Source organism: Citrobacter sp. Igbk 16, from assembly GCF_028069755.1.
Lineage (GTDB): Bacteria > Pseudomonadota > Gammaproteobacteria > Enterobacterales > Enterobacteriaceae > Citrobacter.
Genome location: NZ_JANEWJ010000023.1, coordinates 18,092 through 35,392 on the forward strand (window position 1 = coordinate 18,092; position 17,301 = coordinate 35,392).

The window sequence follows — 17,301 nt, forward strand, 5'->3', positions numbered from 1 at the left end:
GCCTGATGCGCTGCGCTTATCAGGCCTACAATTCGTGCTATTTGTAGGCCCGATAAGGCGTAAGCCGCCATCGGGCAATAACGCTCAGCTTCGCGCTTTTAGCGCGGCGATATCCGCAGGCGTGGTGCGACAGCACCCGCCAATCAACCGTGCGCCAGCGGCCTGCCACTGCGGTAGATAATCCGCCAGCTGCGCGCAATGCTCACCGTGATGATGCCAGGTTTTGCTCACCGCATCGTACTGCTCGCCAGAATTGGGATACACCACCAGCGGCAGCGCCGTTAAGTCGTGTAAATGCTGCAACGCAGCGGTGGTCTTTTCCAGCGCAATGCAGTTAATGCCTAACGCCACCACCTGCGGATATTGCGCGAGGAAAGCGACCACGTCGCGCAGCGGTGTACCGTCGCTCAGATGTTCGCTGTCACGCAGGGTAAACGAGAACCATGCCCGCGCACGTGGATACGCGGTCAACAACTCAGCCAGTGCGCGAATTTCGGCAAAATTTGGCAGGGTTTCACAGGCCAGCAGATCGGCCCCGGCATCCAGCAACGCTTCAACACGCGAACGATGAAATGCCTGTAACGCTTCAATGCTTAACGCGTAATCGCCACGGTACTCGGAGCCATCGGCCAGAAAGGCACCGTAAGGTCCGACGGAACCCGCCACCAGTAACGTCCCAGCCTGCGGATTTTCCGCCAGATACGCCTCACGCGCTTTGCGCGCCAGCTCCACGCTTTTGCCAATCAGCGCTTTCGACTGCGCCTCATCCAGGCCGAGCGTGGCAAAACCCGCGGGAGTTGCCTGATAGCTGGCGGTGATTGCGCACTGTGCCCCTGCCCGGAAGTAATCCAGGTGAACTTCGCGGATAAGCGCCGGGTTTTCTACCAGCACCCTGGCAGACCACAGGCTGTCGGCTAAGTTACACCCTCGCGCTTCCAGCTCCGTCGCCAGAGCACCATCCAGCAACAGGAAATCCTGTTTATCGAGGAGGGCGCGTAACGGATTATTCTGCGACATGTTCTGGCTCCTGTTTTGCTTTACGGGGTTGAGTAAGGAAATAAGCACCATAACACAACGCGACAAACGGTAACCCGCACCACAACGCAATTCTCTGCGCCGGATCGAATGCCAGTCCCACACAGGCCACCAGGCACAGCACAAAACCCAGTACGGGTACCAGCGGATACCACGGGGCGCGATAATGCAATTCACTCAATGCGTTACCCTGCTGCAGATGGCGGCGGCGAAACACAAAATGCGAGGCGCAGATACTCAGCCATACCGCCACTACCGCAAATCCGGAGATCGCCGACAATGCGACAAACACCGTGTCCGGGGCCACGACGCTGGAAAACAGCGCCAGCACACCGCCAAGCATACTGACCGACAGCGCCGTCAACGGTACGCCATTTTTCGTGACCTGCGCAAAACAGGCTGGCAGCGTTCGTTCATTCGACAGCGACCACAGCATGCGCCCGGAAGCATACAGCCCGGAGTTCGCCGCAGAAAGAATGGCGGTCAGGATCACGAAGTTAAAAATATCAGCGGCATACGGAATGCCCACTTTCTCAAACACCAGCACAAACGGGCTCTTCTCCACGCCGGCCTGCTGCATTGGGATTAGTGCCGCCAGTACAAACACAGTGCCGATAAAGAAAATAATCAACCGGGCGATGGTGGTACGAATCGCCACCGGGATCACCTTGCGCGGATTTTCCGTTTCGCCGGCGGCAATACCGATAAGCTCAGTCCCCGAAAAGGCAAAGTTCACCGCGACCATGGTCATCAGGATCGGCAGGCCGCCGTGCGGGAACCAGCCTTCCGCCGTGATGTTACTCAGTCCCGGTGCGGGTGAACCATCCTGCATCGGGATAAAGCCGAAAATAGCCGCTCCGCCGAGGAGAATAAAAGCGATGATGGTGACCACTTTCACTAACGAAAACCAGAACTCCCCTTCGGCAAAAAAGCGTGTAGAGATAACGTTGAGGGCAAAAATAATCGCGCAGAACACCACACACCAGATCCATACCGGCACCTGAGGAAACCAGTACTGCATACAGAATCCGGCAGCAGTAAAGCTCGAACCCAGCGCCACAGTCCATGTCAGCCAGTAGAGCCAGGCGACGGTATACCCCGTCGCGGGTCCGAGGTAGCGCGCAGCATAGACGTGAAACGCCCCGGTTTCCGGCATCGCGACCGACAACTCGCCCAGGCACTGCATCACCAGCCAGACCACCAGCGCACCTATCAGATAAGCCAGCAGCGTTCCCGCCGCCCCCGTGGTCGAGATGATGTACCCGGTATTGAAGAATAACCCTGTGCCAATCACGCCGCCTAAGGAGAGCATAATCAGGTGACGCGTTTTCATCGTGCGCTTCAGTGGCGCATTTTGTTGTGTTGTTTGCATATAACCTTCTAAACGTATGGACATCTAAACATCCAAAGAAGGTTTGTTATACCGTGTTTGTTAAAAGAATGCAAAGTCAACCCTGCACCAGATGCAGATGCCCGCGTCGGGCGCTTAACACTGGATGAGGGTTAATAATGAGATATAAAAAGGGCCGCCAGCTCATAACGCCTCCGTTGCCAGACTGTATGTAAACTCTGGCAACAGAGCCGCCGACTTGCGTTCATCCGGAAGTAGGAAGCGAATGTTCCCGTTCATACAACCGGATGACCCTCAGGAACCGCTGGCCTGGACCGTCATCTGCGATTTACGGCTCATCAGGATAAAAACAGCCAGACCGGCCAGCAGAATGCCCGGCGCAGAAGCCGCCATCACCCCCACCGTTCCGGTGCCCAGCGCCAGCATTTTCCCCGCCAGCAGCGGGCCGCTCATCGCACCCAACCGCCCAACCGCCACCGCAGTGCCTACGCCGGTAGCGCGAATTGACGTGTTGTAAAACAGCGGTGCCAGCGCGTACAGCACGCTTTGTCCGCCGGTGGCAAACATGCCAGCAACAAAGCCGGCCATCAGCATGCCGCTCCATGACGAAACCGTCCCCAGCGCCAGCAACGAGACCAGCATCCCGGTGTAAATCAGTAACGACATCACCACCGGACGTAGCTTGTCCATCAACGCCCCGAGGATTAACGTGCCGCTGGCCGCACCGATTTGCAGAGCAAACATCACGCCTGCCGCCTGCGATGGGCGAAAGCCCTGCTCCACCAGCAGCATCGGCAGCCAGTTAATCAGCATGTACACCACCAGCAAGGTGAAGAAATAGCACAGCCACAGCAGCAGCGTAGCGGTCGCGGTAGCAGGTGCGAACAGCGCGCGCAGTGGCGCAGCGGCCACCTGTGTTTGCTGGGTATAAACCTGTGATTCCGGCAGCCAGCGCATCAACAGCGGCACCAGCAGCAGCGGGATCACGCCTCCCACCCAGAATACCGTTTGCCAGGCAGACGCCAGGCCGCTAAACCCGAGCGCCGCCGCCAACGCTGCACCAATTGGCACACCGCAGTACATCAGGCTCACCGCTGTACCACGAAAACGCGGGCCCGCTGCTTCGGAGGTTAACGCAATCAGGTTCGGCAGTGCGGCTCCCAGCCCGACGCCGGTCATCAGGCGGGCGATGACTAACGTTGAAAAGTCCCATGACAGCGCTGTTGCCAGAGAGAACAGGCCAAACAGCGCCACGGAGCCAATGAGAATGCGCTTGCGCCCATAGCGGTCGGCCAGCATGCCGCCCACCAACGCGCCGGGCAGTAATCCCAAAATCCCGGCGCTGAAGATCCAGCCCATTTGCATTTTATCCAACGCAAAGGCTTGAGCGATACCAACGGCAGCGATACCGGCGGCTTGTAAATCCAGCCCCTCCATCAGGGCGACTAAAAAGCAAAGCCCGACGGTCAGCGTCAGGCGCGAAGCGGAGGCGGGGGTACGGGTCGTCATAAGATGTCCCTCAGAGGTCACGATGCAGGTGAATCGCGGCTGATACATTGCCAGCCGCGTAATCATTTTTACTTGCTGTTGCGCAGATCCAGCGCCACATCAACGATCATATCTTCCTGGCCGCCGACCATTCGGCGTTTGCCCAGTTCAACCAAAATATCGACCGCGCTCAGACCGTAACGCGCTGCCGCCACTTCGCAATGGCGCAGGAAGCTGGAGTACACTCCGGCATAGCCCAGCGCCAGTGTTTCACGATCCACCCGCACCGGGCGATCCTGCAGCGGGCGCGCCAGATCGTCGGCGGCGTCCATCAACGCATACAGATCGGTGCCGTGCTGCCAGCCGAGCTTATCCGCTGCGGCGATAAACACCTCCAGCGGCGCATTACCTGCACCTGCGCCCATCCCCGCCAGGCTTGCATCGATACGATCGCAGCCCTCTTCCACCGCGGCAATTGAGTTCGCCACACCGAGGCTCAGGTTATGGTGGGCGTGCATCCCGGTTTCCGTTTCCGGTTTCAGTACAGCTTTCAGCGCGCGGAAGCGGTCGCGGATATCGCTCATATTCATTGCGCCGCCGGAATCAACCACATAGATACAGGTGGCACCGTAGTTTTCCATCAACTTCGCCTGCTGCGCCAGGTTCGCTGGCGTGGTCATGTGGCTCATCATCAGAAAACCGACCGTATCCATACCCAGCTCGCGCGCATACTGTATATGCTGGGCCGACACATCTGCTTCGGTACAGTGGGTCGCCACGCGCACGACCCGCGCACCGGCCTGATACGCATTTTTCAGATCGTGAATGGTGCCGATACCCGGCAGTAATAACGTGGCGATTTTGGCGTGTTTCACCACCTCCGCTGCGGCTTCAATCCACTCCAGATCGCTGTGTGCACCAAAGCCATAGTTAAAGCTGGAGCCCTGTAAACCGTCACCGTGTGCCACTTCAATGGAATCGACTCGCGCGTCGTCCAGCGCTTTGGCAATCTGGCGCACGTTATCCAGTGAATACTGGTGACGAATGGCATGCATGCCATCGCGCAGGGTCACGTCAGAGATATAAAGTTTCTTACCGTTCATGCTGCTTCTCCTGCCTGACGGGTGAGTGACTGCGCCATCTTCTCTGCGGTCGCCAGCGCACTGGAGGTCATAATATCGAGGTTGCCGGCGTAGGCTGGCAGGTAATGCGCCGCACCTTCCACTTCCAGATAGACCGCAGTTTTCAGCCCGGAGAACTGGCCGATACCCGGCAGATTCACTGGTTTATCCTCAGGGATGACGTCAAACTGCACACGTTGCTTCAGGCGATAGCCCGGCACATACGCCTGTACCGCCGCAGCCATTTCATTAATCGACGCCTCAATTTCCGCCTGCGAGGCCGCTTCACTCAGTACATACACCGTATCGCGCATCATCAGCGGCGGCTCGGCAGGGTTAAGCACAATAATGGCTTTACCTTTTTCCGCGCCACCCACCACTTCAATCGCCTTCGACGTGGTTTCAGTAAACTCATCGATATTGGCGCGGGTGCCCGGCCCCGCCGATTTACTGGCAATTGAGGCAATAATCTCGGCGTAATGGACACGTGCCACACGAGAAACCGCCGCGACCATTGGGATCGTCGCCTGCCCGCCGCAAGTCACCATATTGACGTTCTGCCGATCAGCGTTGGCTTCCAGATTCACCACGGGTACGCAGTATGGGCCAATGGCCGCGGGTGTGAGATCGATCAGGCGAATGCCTGGTTTCACCGCCCGTAAGGCGGCATCGTTTTTCACGTGCGCCCCCGCGCTGGTGGCATCAAAGACGATGTCAATATCGGCAAACTCCGGCATCGCTATCAGCCCCATCACCCCTTCGTGAGTGGTGGCAACGCCCATGCGCCGGGCGCGTGCCAGACCATCGGACTCCGGATCAATACCGACCATCACCGCCATGTCCAGATGCGTGCCGTGACGCAGAATTTTAATCATCAAATCGGTGCCGATGTTGCCGGAGCCGATAATGGCGACTTTACGCTTACTCATGACTGACTTCCTTTTGTAACCGCCGCAGAAAAGGTGGCGGCGACTGAACCAATACCGTCGATATGGGCTTCAAAACGATCGCCCGCATTCACCGCCACCATCGGACCTAACGCCCCGGTGAGAATGATGTCTCCCGCACGCAGCGGCTCGCCGAGGCTGGCCATTTTGCGCGCCAGCCAGACGGCGGCGTTGATCGGATGCCCCAGACATTCGCTGCCGCGTCCGCTGGAGACCTCTTCGTTATTGCGCGTCATTGTCATCGCACAGTTTTTCAGATCTAATCCCGCCGGACGTTGCGCCGGACCACCGACCACATACACGCCGCAGGAGGCGTTATCCGCCACGGTATCGACAAACTGAATTGACCAGTCGCGGATACGGCTACCGACCACTTCCAGCGCCGGTAATACCCACTCAATGGCGTTGACCAGCTCATCAAAGGTGGTGTCGGCATCAGGCAAATCGCGGTTCAGTACCAGCGCAATTTCGGCTTCAATACGCGGTTGCAGCACGCGGGAAAACGGGATGGTTTCGTTGTCGCCGTAGCACATGTCGGCAAACAGTGTGCCGAAGTCCGGTTGATCGACACCCAGCTGTTGCTGCACTTTCGGGTGCGTCAATCCCACTTTGCGCCCAACCACGCGACGCCCGCGCGCCACATCGTACTGCACGTTGATGCGCTGAATAGCGTAAGCCGCCTCGGCGTTGTCCATGCCAATCAACTCACGCAATGGCCCTATCGCTTCGCCCTTTTCCTCCGCCTGACGTAAATCGGCGGCTAACTGCTCAAGATTTTGCTTCGTCATGTCCGTTCCTTAAGGGCGTGCGAGGAAGTTCAGCACCAGTTGATTAAAGGCTTCCGCATGTTCCCACTGCGCCCAGTGCCCGCAATCGCGGTAAATGTGCAGCTCAGAGCCAGCAATACCGGAAAGCAGACGCAGCCCCGCATCCATCGGCACAAAGCGGTCGTTGCGCCCCCAGACGATCAGGGTCTGAGCTTTGATTTCCGCCAGACGTGGACCGAAATCCGGGAATTGTTTCGGGTTAGCTTCCAGACTCTGAACAAAATTTTCCAGGTGGTCGCGGCGCGACAGCATGTTGTTCAGACGCGCCTCAAACAGCGCTTCGGTCAAATCACTGGTATCGAAAACGAAGATTTCCATCATCAGTTTCAGGTTTTCGATGGTCGGTTCGCGATACAGCTGATTCAGGCGCTTGATTCCTTCGGTCGGCATCGGGGTAAACAGGCTCATGCCGCCCGTCCCACCGCCCATCAGCACCAGTTTGCCCACGCGTTCAGGCCAGCTCAGGGTAAATGCCACAGAGCTGTGGCCCCCCATCGAGTTACCCAGCAGATGAATTTTCTGAATATCCAGTTGATCAACCACACTTTTCAGGATGCGGGCATTGAGATCGGATCGCGACCCACGGTTAACGATCCCATCGCTTTTTCCCCAGCCAGGACAATCCAGCAGGATCACCCGATAACCCGCCTCCACCAGCGGATCGATATTACGGCTGAAGTTCGCCCAGCCCGTCGCCCCCGGTCCTGAACCATGTAACAGCACGACGGTTTCTTCGCCCTGCCCACAGTCATTAAAATGCACACGCAGGGTTTCACCTGCTTCCTGCACCTCCAGAAAACGGCTGGTGGCGGCTTCGGTTTGCGGTTGGTAAGTCATCATGTTCTCCTGCATATTCAGTTCTGTGTAGTGGCACTCAGGGAGCCAAACCCGGCGATCCACTCCGGGATCGGGCGGTAATAACGGCCTTCACTGCGCCAGTTGCCAAAGGCAGAAATGGCGGCGAAGGCGGCAACCCAGGTTTTAACTTCGTGTGTTGATTTGCCCGCCATCGCGGACAACTCTTCATTACTGACCGTATCCAGCTCCTGCAAACGTCCCTGCTCAAGCAGGGTCATAAAGCGGTTATCCCAGACGGGGTTAAGCGGGTGCAGCGTGTTTTGATCGGTCACGAACTTCTCGGCGGCGCTGATTACCCGCTGCTGGCGCAGTTCTCGCTCGTTTTCGGGTAGCTGTTTGCCGCTGCCGAGCAGACGGTCACGCATATGCGCGTCAGCCTTTGCCAGTTCCGGTACCGGCGGCTGATGCGACAGCCCACCGGAACCTAAAAACAACACACGCTTATTCAGCGAACTGGCGAAACGACCAATCGCTTCGCCGAGCATACGAGTACGCTGGAAGCCCGGTAGCGGCGTGGCGACACCGTTAATAAACACGGGTAACACCGGCACCTTATCCAGGCCGCCGAGCAGAAACTCCAGCGGCTGCGCAAAGCCGTGATCGACCTGCATGTTGTAGGAAACGGCGAGATCAATGCCGCTTTTCATCACCGCATGGGCACAAGCTTCAGCGAGATCTGTCGGCACCGGCAGTTCCCCCGCCGCGCTGCCGAAATCGCCAATTGCCGTGGCACCTACGCCTAAACAGAACGGCGGCATCACGTCATAGAAAAAACCGTTGTAATGATCGGGGGCAAACAACACCACCAGTTCAGGATCGAACGCCGCAATGCGTGCACGCGCGCTGGCGATCACGCCGTTGACTTCATCGAGCACAGCCTGCGCCGGGTCGACATAGCCCACCAGCGGTGAGTGGGAAAGACAGTGAAGATAAGCGTGCATATCAGGCTACCTTTTCAACAAGAAGATCGGCATTGACGCGAGTCAGCGTCATCACCGACGCCAGTTTATTCAGGGTATTGCCCAGGGTTTGCGGAATGGCAACGGCAGCAACAAAGCGATCCGGGCGCATCACCACCAGCGCGGCGTTATGCTGAGCAAACCAGGCACGCAAACGGTTCTGCGTATCACCAATGCGGATAACGCCGTCATGGTTATCCTGATCGGTGGCAATCTGCGTATCCGGCACCACCTGAATAAACCGGGTGCCCAGCGCCTGCCACTGCAGGATCTGCGCCTCGCTCATGCCCCACAACGGATTACAGCCCCAGCCAATGACCGCAAAATTCGCCCTGATAACGTTGTCGAGCAGCGTCACCTCGCCCGTTTCCCGCGTCACCCTCGGCTGGATAAACATTTTGCCGACCGGTGACGTTTTCGCCTCGCCTTCACGTACCAGCGCCCCGACGTGATACTGCGGCATCGGTTTAAAGCGCATTTCCAGGAAGTAGCGTTTGACCGGCGGAAGGTAGTTCAACAACCAGGAGACTCCGTCGCGCACCGCACCGTGCCAGCGTTTCGGCGGAGCCAGCACGTTGCCTGCGGTAACGGACAAATCAATCATCGCTTTGGCGTGGTCACGGCGTTCCTGCTGGTAGGTATCCAGCAGCGCATCACCGGCTTTGCCCTCGATCACCAACGCCAGTTTCCACGCCAGGTTGAAGGCATCGCGCATGCCGCTGTTGTACCCCTGCCCCTGCCAGACCGGCATAATGTGCGCCGCGTCGCCCGCCAGCAGCACGCGGTCAATGCGAAAACGTTCGGCCAGACGGGCGTTATGGGTATACACGCGTTGGCGGATCAGTTCGACGTTGTCCGGGTTCGGCAGCACTTTGCTCAACAGCTGGCGCATATTCTGCGGCTCACTCAGTTGCGCTTCGGTTTCCCCCGGCATCACCATAAATTCAAAACGGCGCACCGCATGCGGCAGTGCGGCAGAGACATACGGACGCACCGGATCGCAGCACAGATAGACATGCGGCGTGCTGAGCGGATCGTTGGCGATATCCACCACAATCCACTGATTCGGCGCGGTTTTGCCTTCAAACGGTACATTCAACGAACGTCTGACATTGCTGCCGCCGCCGTCACAGGCCACCAGCCACTGCGCCTTCACTGTTTCGCGCTGACCGTCTGGCGTTTTCAGGTTCAGCGTCACTTCGCCGTTTTGTTGGCTGAAGGCTTCCAGTTCGCGGGAGAACAGGCAGCGCACATTGGGAAAACGCGACAGCCCTTCCAACATCACCGCGTCCACTTGTGGCTGAATGAACGCGTTGCGGCGCGACCAGCCAAATTCGTCGGTCATCGGCTGGATATCGGCAAAGCAGCGGCCTTTCGGCGTAAGAAAGCGCATCGCGTGCCACGGCGTGGTATGCGGCAGAACGTTTTCGACCAGGCCAACGGACTGCATGGTGCGCAGCGCTTCATCGTCAATGCCGATGGCACGGGGATAGTCGATCAGTTTGTCGAGTTTCTCCACCACCAGTACCTCAATGCCCATCTGACCAAGGTAGTTGGCCATCATCAGCCCTACCGGGCCGGCACCAGCAATCGCCACCTGCACGGTGTGCTGTACAGCAGGCTGGATATCCGGGTTTATCGTTGTCATTTCAGAACCTCACTACTCGGACAAAACGCAATTGCAGACCCTGGCGAGGCGCAACTCATTTTGTTAAAAAGATGTGAATAATTTTTTATTGTGCGGTCAGTATAGGAGTGAGTTTTTGCGCTACAATCAAAACATGCCTGGATGTGCACTAAGTGCACAACGTTGTTTTACCTGTAGATTTGTCAATAAATATGAAAAATGACGACGCTGCCGAATACAAAACCGTACGCGGATTAACGCGCGGATTAATGTTATTAAATATGTTAAACCGGCTCGATGGTGGAGCCAGCGTTGGCCTGCTGGCTGAGCTGAGCGGCCTGCACCGCACCACGGTCAGGCGACTACTGGAAACGTTGCAGGATGAGGGTTACGTCCGGCGCAGCCTTTCCGATGACAGCTTTCGTTTAACCATTAAAGTCCGCCAGCTCAGTGAGGGATTTCGTGACGAGCAGTGGATTTCTGCCCTGGCTGCCCCGCTGCTGGGCGATTTGCTGCGCGAGGTCATCTGGCCGACCGATGTTTCCACCCTGGATGTGGATGCAATGGTGGTGCGCGAAACCACCCACCGCTTCAGCCGCTTATCGTTTCACCGCGCGATGGTTGGACGTCGCTTACCGCTCTTGAAAACCGCCTCCGGCCTGACCTGGCTGGCATTTTGCCCGGAGAATGAGCGTCAGGAACTGATTGAAATGCTGGCCTCGCGACCCGGAGAAGAATACCAGTTGGCGCGTGAGCCACTGAAGCTCAATGCCATCCTGACCCGCGCACGGAAAGACGGCTTTGGCCAGAACTATCGCGGCTGGGATCAGGAGGAAAAAATCGCCTCCATCGCCGTCCCCATTCGCAGCGAACAGCGGGTGATCGGCTGCCTGAACCTGGTGTATATGGCCAGCGCGATGACCATCGAACAGGCTGCGGAAAAACATCTTCCGGCCTTACAAAAGGTGGCAAAACAGATAGAAGATGGCGTCGAATCGCAGGAGATTTTGGTTGCCGGGAGGTGAGGTGGATCACAGTTATACGCATCATCTGATTGATAGCTGGAATGATTCACTCATCAGCCGATATCACGCGGTGTCATCTTGCTTAAATGATATCTTCATTGCAGAGTGTGCATTCATTTTCTGCCAGGAGGCTACATGTTAAAGGTCATTGCTGAAGATTTTATAAAACCTGAATATATTGAAACCGTTCTCCCTTTGTATCGTGAACTCATATCCGCCACGAAGAAAGAACCGCTCTGTCTTGCTTATGACCTCTATATTGATGAAAAAGATCCCGGCCATTTTATTTTTATAGAAGAATGGCCAAACCACGCGGCGCTTGATGAACATTGTGCGAGCGAGCATTTCAGACGACTTGTGCCGTTAATCGATCAATACACGCGCAAAGAAGCACGTTACATATTGATGAATAACATCGTAAATCCAGGGGCGCAAAGTCTCTTGTGAAGAAGCTTTAATCTTTCCTCCTGTATAAGGTTACGCTACTCTCACAAATGCGTTCGCTGGTAACATGCTTCGGGACATGTAGCTTGATTAAGTCACGGAAAGACTTAGGCTAAAATATGGTACTTGATTGCAAATCAAAGGATAAAAAATGAAAAAAACGACTCCAGAATATACGACTGTTGACTTATCTCGTTGGGCAAGAAAAGAGCATTTTGAGGTATTTCAGTCTTTTGCTCAAAGTACCATTAACCAAACTGTTCTGTTAGACATTACCGCGGTACTAAAACATATAAAAGAGGTTGGCTGGAAATTTTACCCTACTATGATTTCCCTCCTTGCTAACGTTGTCAACAAGCATACTGAATTCCGTATGGCCATAAAAAACAATGAGCTTGTCATATGGAATGAAATTCATCCAAGTTATACCATTTTCCATAATGAAACTGAGACTTTTTCATCATTATGGAGCCGCTACGATGGCAATATTCATCACTTCCAAAACACTTATTCAGAAGACGTTGCACGCTATTGTAATAATCTTTCTTATTGGCCGAAGGGAGAGTCTCCGGAAAATGTATTTTTCGTATCGGCTATTCCTTGGGTAAGTTTTACCAGTTTTAATATCAACATTGCGAACATGCAGAACTTTTTTGCCCCCATGTTCACACTTGGAAAATACTATGAACAAGATGGGAAAGTAGTGTTACCTCTCGCCGTTCAGGTACATCACTCCGTGTGCGATGGTTTTCATTTAGCAAGACTAATCAATGAACTACAGGAAATGAGTCATGACCTACGGCACCATTCAGAGGAACGCAACGTCTGATGCAGCAGACGTTTCTTTATATAGCGTGAACAGCAAGAATAATCGCCATGTCTGCGAACAAGCGGGGTCGACATGAACGGTCTGGGAAGAACATAAATTTAGGTTCACGATGGCAAAGGTAATACCTAAAGCTTTCGCAAAAGTCTGGCCGGATTACCAGCATACACGCCTTTTACCAGCACGGGCTTTGTCACCACACTACCGGCACCAATCACCGCACCACTGCAAATTTCCGTTGTTAAAATTGTGGCTCCACTCCCCACCGTTACTGCATTGCCTAATACAATATTAATCCAGCTTTTTGCAGAAGCGTCAGGACTTCCGCTCTTGAAAAGATCGTTAGCAAAGGTCACGCCATGCCCTATAAAGCAGTCCTCGCCTAAGGTAACGTTCTCACAGATGAAAGTATGGGACTGCACTTTAGTTCTATCGCCTATGACGCATCCCTTTTGTATCTCAACAAATGGTCCGACAAACACATCATGGCCCAGGTCGCATTCATAAAGATTCACAGGCATGACTATTGTGACATTTTTACCTTGTTTTACGTCACGAATACCACTTTCAATAATATTCATATCAGCACTGTCCTTACTCAAGATAATACGTCTCAGCATTGAAAACCTGAATTTCCAGGAACTCCTTCGCTATCTATCATCAGATAGCCAAGGCCAGAAATTTCAACTAATGCGTTTCTTTTAGCGATAGTACTTTATCTATTTTTTTACAATCAACACATCTTATCAGACATGTTGATTATAACAAACTTACAATTTATAAAATCTGCCATAATGACAGATTTCTTTAATTTATAATTAGAGATTTGCAACGTTATGATATACTTTTTGAACATCATCATCATCTTCAAGGGCATCAACAAGTCCTTCAAAGATTTCTAAATCTTCTGGTGAAAGTTCAATTTCTGATTGAGCTATCATTTCTAATTCTGTGGTTGAGAATTCAGTAATCCCCGCTGCTTTAAGGGCTGCAATTCCTTTATGGAGGTCTGTAGATTCAGTGTAAATAATGATGTTGCCTTCTTCTTCGGTGACATCACGAACATCAACTTCAGCTTCAAGCAAAATTTCAAAAATATGGTCAGGGTCAGTGCCTTTAAATACGATCACACCTGTATTATCAAACATGTAGCTGACAGAACCTGCCGCCCCGATATTCCCGCCTTTTTTATTGAAAATTGAGCGAATATTAGCAATCGTGCGGTTAACGTTTGAAGTCAGGGTTTCAGCGATAATCATGGAACCACTTGGACCAAAGCCTTCATAACGTCCTTGCAAGAACGTTTCGCCGCCGCCACCTTTGGCTTTATCAATAGCTTTATCAATAACATGCTTTGGAACCTGGGCTTGTTTCGCACGTTCAATAACGAATTTTAAAGCTGTGTTTAATTCTGGGTCTGGTTCACCTTGTTTAGCCGCAGCATAGATTTCCACACCGAATTTTGAATATACTTTAGACGTTGCACCGTCTTTAGCCGTTTTTTTACCAACAATATTGGCCCATTTACGTCCCACTGGAATAGTCTCCTCGAAAATTTATTTACATAACAGGCAGGTTAATAACCTGCCTGTTTTTCCCGCCATATTATATCACCATATGTAAATTCTCGTCTATGAGAAATAAAAACATCCAAACCTTACGGAGTGTTACTTTAATTTCATCAATAATTAACATTATGGATAAGTTATTCCAAAATTTTATTCTGGTGCTTCTGTTTTTATTTTTAATAATGGAGTCGCAGCAATAATAGATAAGACAAGAGAATCAAAAGTAATAACCCCGGCATAGTCCCGCGTTCACTTTTTATATAAAACGCTCACATTTTCTTCTGACACAAAGCCACTTTTGCGTCCACATACCTGCCCAGTCTGACTGAATGCAAAAAAAACCGAAACACTGCTTTTGAAAAGCGCAGCGTTTCGGCATTCATTCACTCTGAAGGACGTCAGACTTTCAGCAGTTTCACCGTCTCGTCGATGTCAATTTCATCTTCCGAGAAGATCAGCGTCGTGCCCTGGAAGGTTGTGATCGCCAGCTTTTTCAGTGTGCGCATTTCGCCTGGCTTCACATCTGATTTCGGTCGGATGCTGTTCATCAGCACGCCGACAGACAGCACCGCGTTTTCTTTATCGATACGGGTTTCAACCGGTACTTCTTCGCTGTACACCAGGTAAGACTTGATCGCTGTGAGCTTCAGGCGCTCGCCCGCGATATAGATGTACTTGCTGTCGGGTATGACTTTTACCGCATAGGCAGACAGGCCTTTGTTGTTGGTGGTGGGTTCAAAAGTCACCGCCGCGTCTTTCTTGATCAGCTCAGGATTAGCAACCTTAATCACATGAAAATAGCGGTTGTCGCCGTTTTCATCTTTGATAAATCCAAAGCCTTTATCTTTAAACCACGTTGTGATTGTTCCGTTCATTGCTGTTTCCGCCTGATTAAACCGAATACTCGTAGAGTATACCTACTCAATTTGCGCGCAGTGTAAAACACAGGCCCCGTCTTTGGCTACTCGTTACCCCAGCGATTGAGGAACTCCGCGATATCATCAATACGCTGTGCGTCGACGCCGGCCACAGTTGCCATCTCCTGCTGCGCGTCTTCGCTGATCTCTTCGTTGTTCATCAAACGGGTGATCAGTTGCTGGAAGTAGTGCGCCAGCGCATCGCGTTCGTCATCGCTCACCGGCTTTGCGGCCTCGGTCGCGTACTCATCGGCGATATCATAATATTTTAGCGGAATGTCGTTGTTCATCAGGTGCTCCGGGGTAAATGCGTGTGCCAGCAGTTGCCTGCCGCGTCTGGGGTGAATGATAGCATTGTTATTTCATGGTTCGCGATCTGTTTTATTGGTTGCAATATGTTGCATTTAACCAATATATTTCTGAAGCCGCTTCGCATTTATTTTATTCAGTTCGGTATAATAATTTTAGTGAAATAAAAGTGTAATGAAGAAAGTTTTTATTTTAACCGCAGTACGAAGATGCCTTAATAAACATAAAGTGACCCTATAGTTAAAAACCTTTCCTGGTGTGCTACATGATTTAGCGATTTACCGCTAATTTAACGCAAGCAAATAAAGATTCACCCCGTAGGCCTGATAAGCGCAGCGCATCAGGCAGTGACTCGCCACCGTCCCCTTTCGAATAGAGGCTAACCAAACTCCCCGCTGCATTCCAGCCTACCGTTCATGCACTAAGCCAACAATGACTACGTTTGCCCCCGCGCCCAGTCCCCACATCACCTGGGTACTGCCAGGAAGCAGAGCCACTGTACCTGTTGCCAGCGCCAGCCCTACCGCATCACGTTCATTCATTGCTTTCTGACAGACGGCTCCACCAGGGTTATCAGAACAACTCGCCATATCTATCCCATGCTGCCTGCGCATCCTCACTCCCGCCCATCAGGTTATTCTCCGCCGCATTCTTCCCCGCCTGCGCACCCGCTGCTGCGGATGATGAGCTGTCTCCCGCCAGAGCGCCTGCCATTCCCGCGGAGAGACTTGCCAGCATGCTGATGGTCTGCTTTTCCGCTTCGCTCAGCTCACTGACCCGCTTATCCGGATACATCGCCTCCATTGTTGTTCCTGGTTTTACCACATTGGCTGCAGCCAGAACGCTGGAAAGGCTATTATTCTCCGCAACTAAATTTAATTGTTACGCCAATGTAAAAACCAACTTACTGCATTACATAAGAATGAGCAATATCCACCAATTTTCAAAGCATTCAATACATCACTATAAGAGAATAAAAAATGACCTCCAATCAAATAATAGGAAATCACTCTCAAGAGAAAAAATATTGATATTGTTGTAATAAATACACAAATAAACCATAACAGAAAAGACATAAAAAATCGCAATAGAGGATGGAATAACTTCATTTTTTCTGCTCCTGTTGATTTTTAATTTGCTCCTGAAGAATAACACCTGCGCTTTCAGAACCAACAGAAGAACCAATATTCCCAGAAATTTCTGGAGCTGGGTTTAGTGGTAAAGGTTTGCTAATACCTTTACCTATATCGACCCATTCCCAGTTTTTCCAACCCGGGTTAATTATATTCTCTAATGGCCGTTGGATAATTTTTCCTACGCCATACCCTATTGCGGAGCCACCGCCATTAATAATCGCCCCAGACAGCGGGTCTTTGTCATCTATCCAGTTACCAAATGCACCACCTGCCGCATTCCAGTCAACAGTACCCACCAGGCCATTCCCCATACTGAACACGTTCACCCAGCCCGCAATTACCGCGCTGGAAGGGTCTACCGAGCCATCCGCCAGATAGTTGATACCGGCATTTGCGCCTGTGCCAAGCGCCCACATCGCCTGCGCGCTTCCCGGAAGCAGAGCCACACTACCTGATGCCAGCGCAAGTCCTACCGCATCACGCTCATTTATCGCTTTCTGACATGCCGCCCCGCCAGGATTATCAGAACAGCTCGCCATATCGACACCATGCTGACGTATCCATGCTGCCTGCGCATCCTCACTCCCGTCATCAGGTTATTCTCCGCCGCATTCTTCCCGGCCTGCGCACCCGCTGCCGCGGATGATGAGCAGTCTCCCGCCAGAGCGCCTGCCATTCCCGCTGAGAGACTTGCCAGCATGCTGATGGTCTGCTTTTCCGCTTCGCTCAGCTCACTGACCCGCTTACCCGGATACATCGCCTCCATTATCGCTTTTGCCGCCAGCTCGCCTGAGACAGCCCCTGCCGCTACCGCCGCCTGCGTCGTCCCGTCCGCATGACCGCTGTTGCCCCCGACCGTGCTG

General features: G+C 53.0%; 20 protein-coding genes. 3 read left to right on the top strand and 17 right to left on the bottom strand.

Going from position 1 to position 17,301, the window contains the following annotated elements; all coding sequences use genetic code 11:
• Nucleotides 1-84: 84 nt before the first annotated feature.
• From mmuM to NNO03_RS15535, 9 genes are all read right to left on the bottom strand, one after another.
• The gene (gene mmuM, locus NNO03_RS15495; protein WP_271442659.1) at nt 85-1,017 is read right to left on the bottom strand and encodes a homocysteine S-methyltransferase; all 933 of its coding nucleotides are present in this window, start codon (nt 1,015-1,017) and stop codon (nt 85-87) included.
• The gene (gene mmuP / locus NNO03_RS15500) at nt 1,004-2,407 is read right to left on the bottom strand and encodes an S-methylmethionine permease (RefSeq protein ID WP_271442662.1); all 1,404 of its coding nucleotides are present in this window, start codon (nt 2,405-2,407) and stop codon (nt 1,004-1,006) included. The genes mmuM and mmuP overlap by 14 nt, the downstream gene beginning before the upstream one ends.
• A gap of 273 nt (nt 2,408-2,680) precedes the next feature.
• Nucleotides 2,681-3,895: a 3-(3-hydroxy-phenyl)propionate transporter MhpT gene (mhpT, locus tag NNO03_RS15505; protein ID WP_271449919.1), complete on the bottom strand. Its 1,215-nt coding sequence runs from the start codon at nt 3,893-3,895 to the stop codon at nt 2,681-2,683.
• 68 nt (nt 3,896-3,963) lie between these two features.
• Nucleotides 3,964-4,977 (bottom strand): 4-hydroxy-2-oxovalerate aldolase, encoded by a 1,014-nt coding sequence (gene mhpE, locus NNO03_RS15510; RefSeq protein ID WP_271449920.1) that lies wholly within the window; start codon nt 4,975-4,977, stop codon nt 3,964-3,966.
• Nucleotides 4,974-5,924 (bottom strand): acetaldehyde dehydrogenase, encoded by a 951-nt coding sequence (gene mhpF / locus NNO03_RS15515; protein WP_271449921.1) that lies wholly within the window; start codon nt 5,922-5,924, stop codon nt 4,974-4,976. The genes mhpE and mhpF overlap by 4 nt, the downstream gene beginning before the upstream one ends.
• Complete coding sequence (gene mhpD, locus NNO03_RS15520; RefSeq protein ID WP_271449922.1) at nt 5,921-6,730, bottom strand: 2-keto-4-pentenoate hydratase; 810 nt, start codon at nt 6,728-6,730, stop codon at nt 5,921-5,923. Before mhpD ends, mhpF begins: the two co-directional genes overlap by 4 nt.
• A gap of 9 nt (nt 6,731-6,739) precedes the next feature.
• Nucleotides 6,740-7,606 (bottom strand): 2-hydroxy-6-oxonona-2,4-dienedioate hydrolase, encoded by an 867-nt coding sequence (gene mhpC / locus NNO03_RS15525; RefSeq protein WP_271449954.1) that lies wholly within the window; start codon nt 7,604-7,606, stop codon nt 6,740-6,742.
• Between the two features lie 17 nt (nt 7,607-7,623).
• Entirely contained in the window at nt 7,624-8,568 is a 945-nt protein-coding gene (mhpB, locus tag NNO03_RS15530; RefSeq protein ID WP_271449923.1) for a 2,3-dihydroxyphenylpropionate/2,3-dihydroxicinnamic acid 1,2-dioxygenase, read from the bottom strand.
• Nucleotide 8,569: 1 nt separating this feature from the next.
• Nucleotides 8,570-10,234 (bottom strand): bifunctional 3-(3-hydroxy-phenyl)propionate/3-hydroxycinnamic acid hydroxylase, encoded by a 1,665-nt coding sequence (locus NNO03_RS15535; RefSeq protein ID WP_271449924.1) that lies wholly within the window; start codon nt 10,232-10,234, stop codon nt 8,570-8,572.
• Nucleotides 10,235-10,425: 191 nt separating this feature from the next.
• Here NNO03_RS15535 and NNO03_RS15540 point away from each other — a divergent pair, with 191 nt between their 5' ends.
• The 3 genes from NNO03_RS15540 to catA all read left to right on the top strand — a co-directional run bounded on the left by NNO03_RS15540 (nt 10,426) and on the right by catA (nt 12,511).
• Nucleotides 10,426-11,238 (top strand): DNA-binding transcriptional regulator, encoded by an 813-nt coding sequence (locus tag NNO03_RS15540; RefSeq protein WP_271449925.1) that lies wholly within the window; start codon nt 10,426-10,428, stop codon nt 11,236-11,238.
• Between the two features lie 135 nt (nt 11,239-11,373).
• Nucleotides 11,374-11,685: a putative quinol monooxygenase gene (locus NNO03_RS15545; protein ID WP_271442651.1), complete on the top strand. Its 312-nt coding sequence runs from the start codon at nt 11,374-11,376 to the stop codon at nt 11,683-11,685.
• Between the two features lie 148 nt (nt 11,686-11,833).
• Nucleotides 11,834-12,511, top strand: coding sequence for a type A chloramphenicol O-acetyltransferase (gene catA, locus NNO03_RS15550; RefSeq protein WP_271449926.1), 678 nt, complete (start codon nt 11,834-11,836; stop codon nt 12,509-12,511).
• A 125-nt stretch (nt 12,512-12,636) separates the two neighbouring features.
• Here catA and NNO03_RS15555 read toward each other — a convergent pair whose 3' ends face one another.
• The 8 genes from NNO03_RS15555 to NNO03_RS15590 form a co-directional block, all read right to left on the bottom strand.
• Nucleotides 12,637-13,089: an acyltransferase gene (locus NNO03_RS15555; RefSeq protein WP_271442649.1), complete on the bottom strand. Its 453-nt coding sequence runs from the start codon at nt 13,087-13,089 to the stop codon at nt 12,637-12,639.
• Nucleotides 13,090-13,326: 237 nt separating this feature from the next.
• Complete coding sequence (locus NNO03_RS15560) at nt 13,327-14,043, bottom strand: YebC/PmpR family DNA-binding transcriptional regulator (protein ID WP_271441860.1); 717 nt, start codon at nt 14,041-14,043, stop codon at nt 13,327-13,329.
• A gap of 431 nt (nt 14,044-14,474) precedes the next feature.
• Nucleotides 14,475-14,951, bottom strand: a complete 477-nt coding sequence (locus NNO03_RS15565) for a cold-shock protein (RefSeq protein WP_048212495.1) — start codon at nt 14,949-14,951, stop codon at nt 14,475-14,477.
• A gap of 86 nt (nt 14,952-15,037) precedes the next feature.
• The gene (locus NNO03_RS15570) at nt 15,038-15,283 is read right to left on the bottom strand and encodes a YmjA family protein (RefSeq protein WP_271449927.1); all 246 of its coding nucleotides are present in this window, start codon (nt 15,281-15,283) and stop codon (nt 15,038-15,040) included.
• A 426-nt stretch (nt 15,284-15,709) separates the two neighbouring features.
• On the bottom strand, nt 15,710-15,892 hold the full coding sequence (locus tag NNO03_RS15575; protein WP_271449928.1) for a hypothetical protein: 183 nt from the start codon (nt 15,890-15,892) through the stop codon (nt 15,710-15,712).
• Nucleotides 15,876-16,106, bottom strand: coding sequence for a VENN motif pre-toxin domain-containing protein (locus tag NNO03_RS15580; protein ID WP_271449929.1), 231 nt, complete (start codon nt 16,104-16,106; stop codon nt 15,876-15,878). Before NNO03_RS15580 ends, NNO03_RS15575 begins: the two co-directional genes overlap by 17 nt.
• Before the next feature lie 301 nt (nt 16,107-16,407).
• Entirely contained in the window at nt 16,408-16,977 is a 570-nt protein-coding gene (locus NNO03_RS15585) for an adhesin (RefSeq protein ID WP_271449930.1), read from the bottom strand.
• Entirely contained in the window at nt 16,926-17,204 is a 279-nt protein-coding gene (locus NNO03_RS15590) for a VENN motif pre-toxin domain-containing protein (protein ID WP_333908920.1), read from the bottom strand. Before NNO03_RS15590 ends, NNO03_RS15585 begins: the two co-directional genes overlap by 52 nt.
• Nucleotides 17,205-17,301 lie beyond the last annotated feature (97 nt).

Excerpts from the sequence above, each read along its gene's own strand:
- mmuM (WP_271442659.1), bottom strand. The coding sequence starts at position 1,017 with ATGTCGCAGAATAATCCGTTACGCGCCCTCCTCGATAAACAGGATTTC.
- mmuP (WP_271442662.1), bottom strand. The coding sequence starts at position 2,407 with ATGCAAACAACACAACAAAATGCGCCACTGAAGCGCACGATGAAAACG.
- mhpT (WP_271449919.1), bottom strand. The coding sequence starts at position 3,895 with ATGACGACCCGTACCCCCGCCTCCGCTTCGCGCCTGACGCTGACCGTC.
- mhpE (WP_271449920.1), bottom strand. The coding sequence starts at position 4,977 with ATGAACGGTAAGAAACTTTATATCTCTGACGTGACCCTGCGCGATGGC.
- mhpF (WP_271449921.1), bottom strand. The coding sequence starts at position 5,924 with ATGAGTAAGCGTAAAGTCGCCATTATCGGCTCCGGCAACATCGGCACC.
- mhpD (WP_271449922.1), bottom strand. The coding sequence starts at position 6,730 with ATGACGAAGCAAAATCTTGAGCAGTTAGCCGCCGATTTACGTCAGGCG.
- mhpC (WP_271449954.1), bottom strand. The coding sequence starts at position 7,606 with ATGACTTACCAACCGCAAACCGAAGCCGCCACCAGCCGTTTTCTGGAG.
- mhpB (WP_271449923.1), bottom strand. The coding sequence starts at position 8,568 with ATGCACGCTTATCTTCACTGTCTTTCCCACTCACCGCTGGTGGGCTAT.
- NNO03_RS15535 (WP_271449924.1), bottom strand. The coding sequence starts at position 10,234 with ATGACAACGATAAACCCGGATATCCAGCCTGCTGTACAGCACACCGTG.
- NNO03_RS15540 (WP_271449925.1), top strand. The coding sequence starts at position 10,426 with ATGAAAAATGACGACGCTGCCGAATACAAAACCGTACGCGGATTAACG.
- NNO03_RS15545 (WP_271442651.1), top strand. The coding sequence starts at position 11,374 with ATGTTAAAGGTCATTGCTGAAGATTTTATAAAACCTGAATATATTGAA.
- catA (WP_271449926.1), top strand. The coding sequence starts at position 11,834 with ATGAAAAAAACGACTCCAGAATATACGACTGTTGACTTATCTCGTTGG.
- NNO03_RS15555 (WP_271442649.1), bottom strand. The coding sequence starts at position 13,089 with ATGAATATTATTGAAAGTGGTATTCGTGACGTAAAACAAGGTAAAAAT.
- NNO03_RS15565 (WP_048212495.1), bottom strand. The coding sequence starts at position 14,951 with ATGAACGGAACAATCACAACGTGGTTTAAAGATAAAGGCTTTGGATTT.
- NNO03_RS15570 (WP_271449927.1), bottom strand. The coding sequence starts at position 15,283 with ATGAACAACGACATTCCGCTAAAATATTATGATATCGCCGATGAGTAC.
- NNO03_RS15575 (WP_271449928.1), bottom strand. The coding sequence starts at position 15,892 with ATGGCGAGTTGTTCTGATAACCCTGGTGGAGCCGTCTGTCAGAAAGCA.
- NNO03_RS15580 (WP_271449929.1), bottom strand. The coding sequence starts at position 16,106 with ATGGAGGCGATGTATCCGGATAAGCGGGTCAGTGAGCTGAGCGAAGCG.
- NNO03_RS15585 (WP_271449930.1), bottom strand. The coding sequence starts at position 16,977 with ATGGCGAGCTGTTCTGATAATCCTGGCGGGGCGGCATGTCAGAAAGCG.
- NNO03_RS15590 (WP_333908920.1), bottom strand. The coding sequence starts at position 17,204 with ATGGAGGCGATGTATCCGGGTAAGCGGGTCAGTGAGCTGAGCGAAGCG.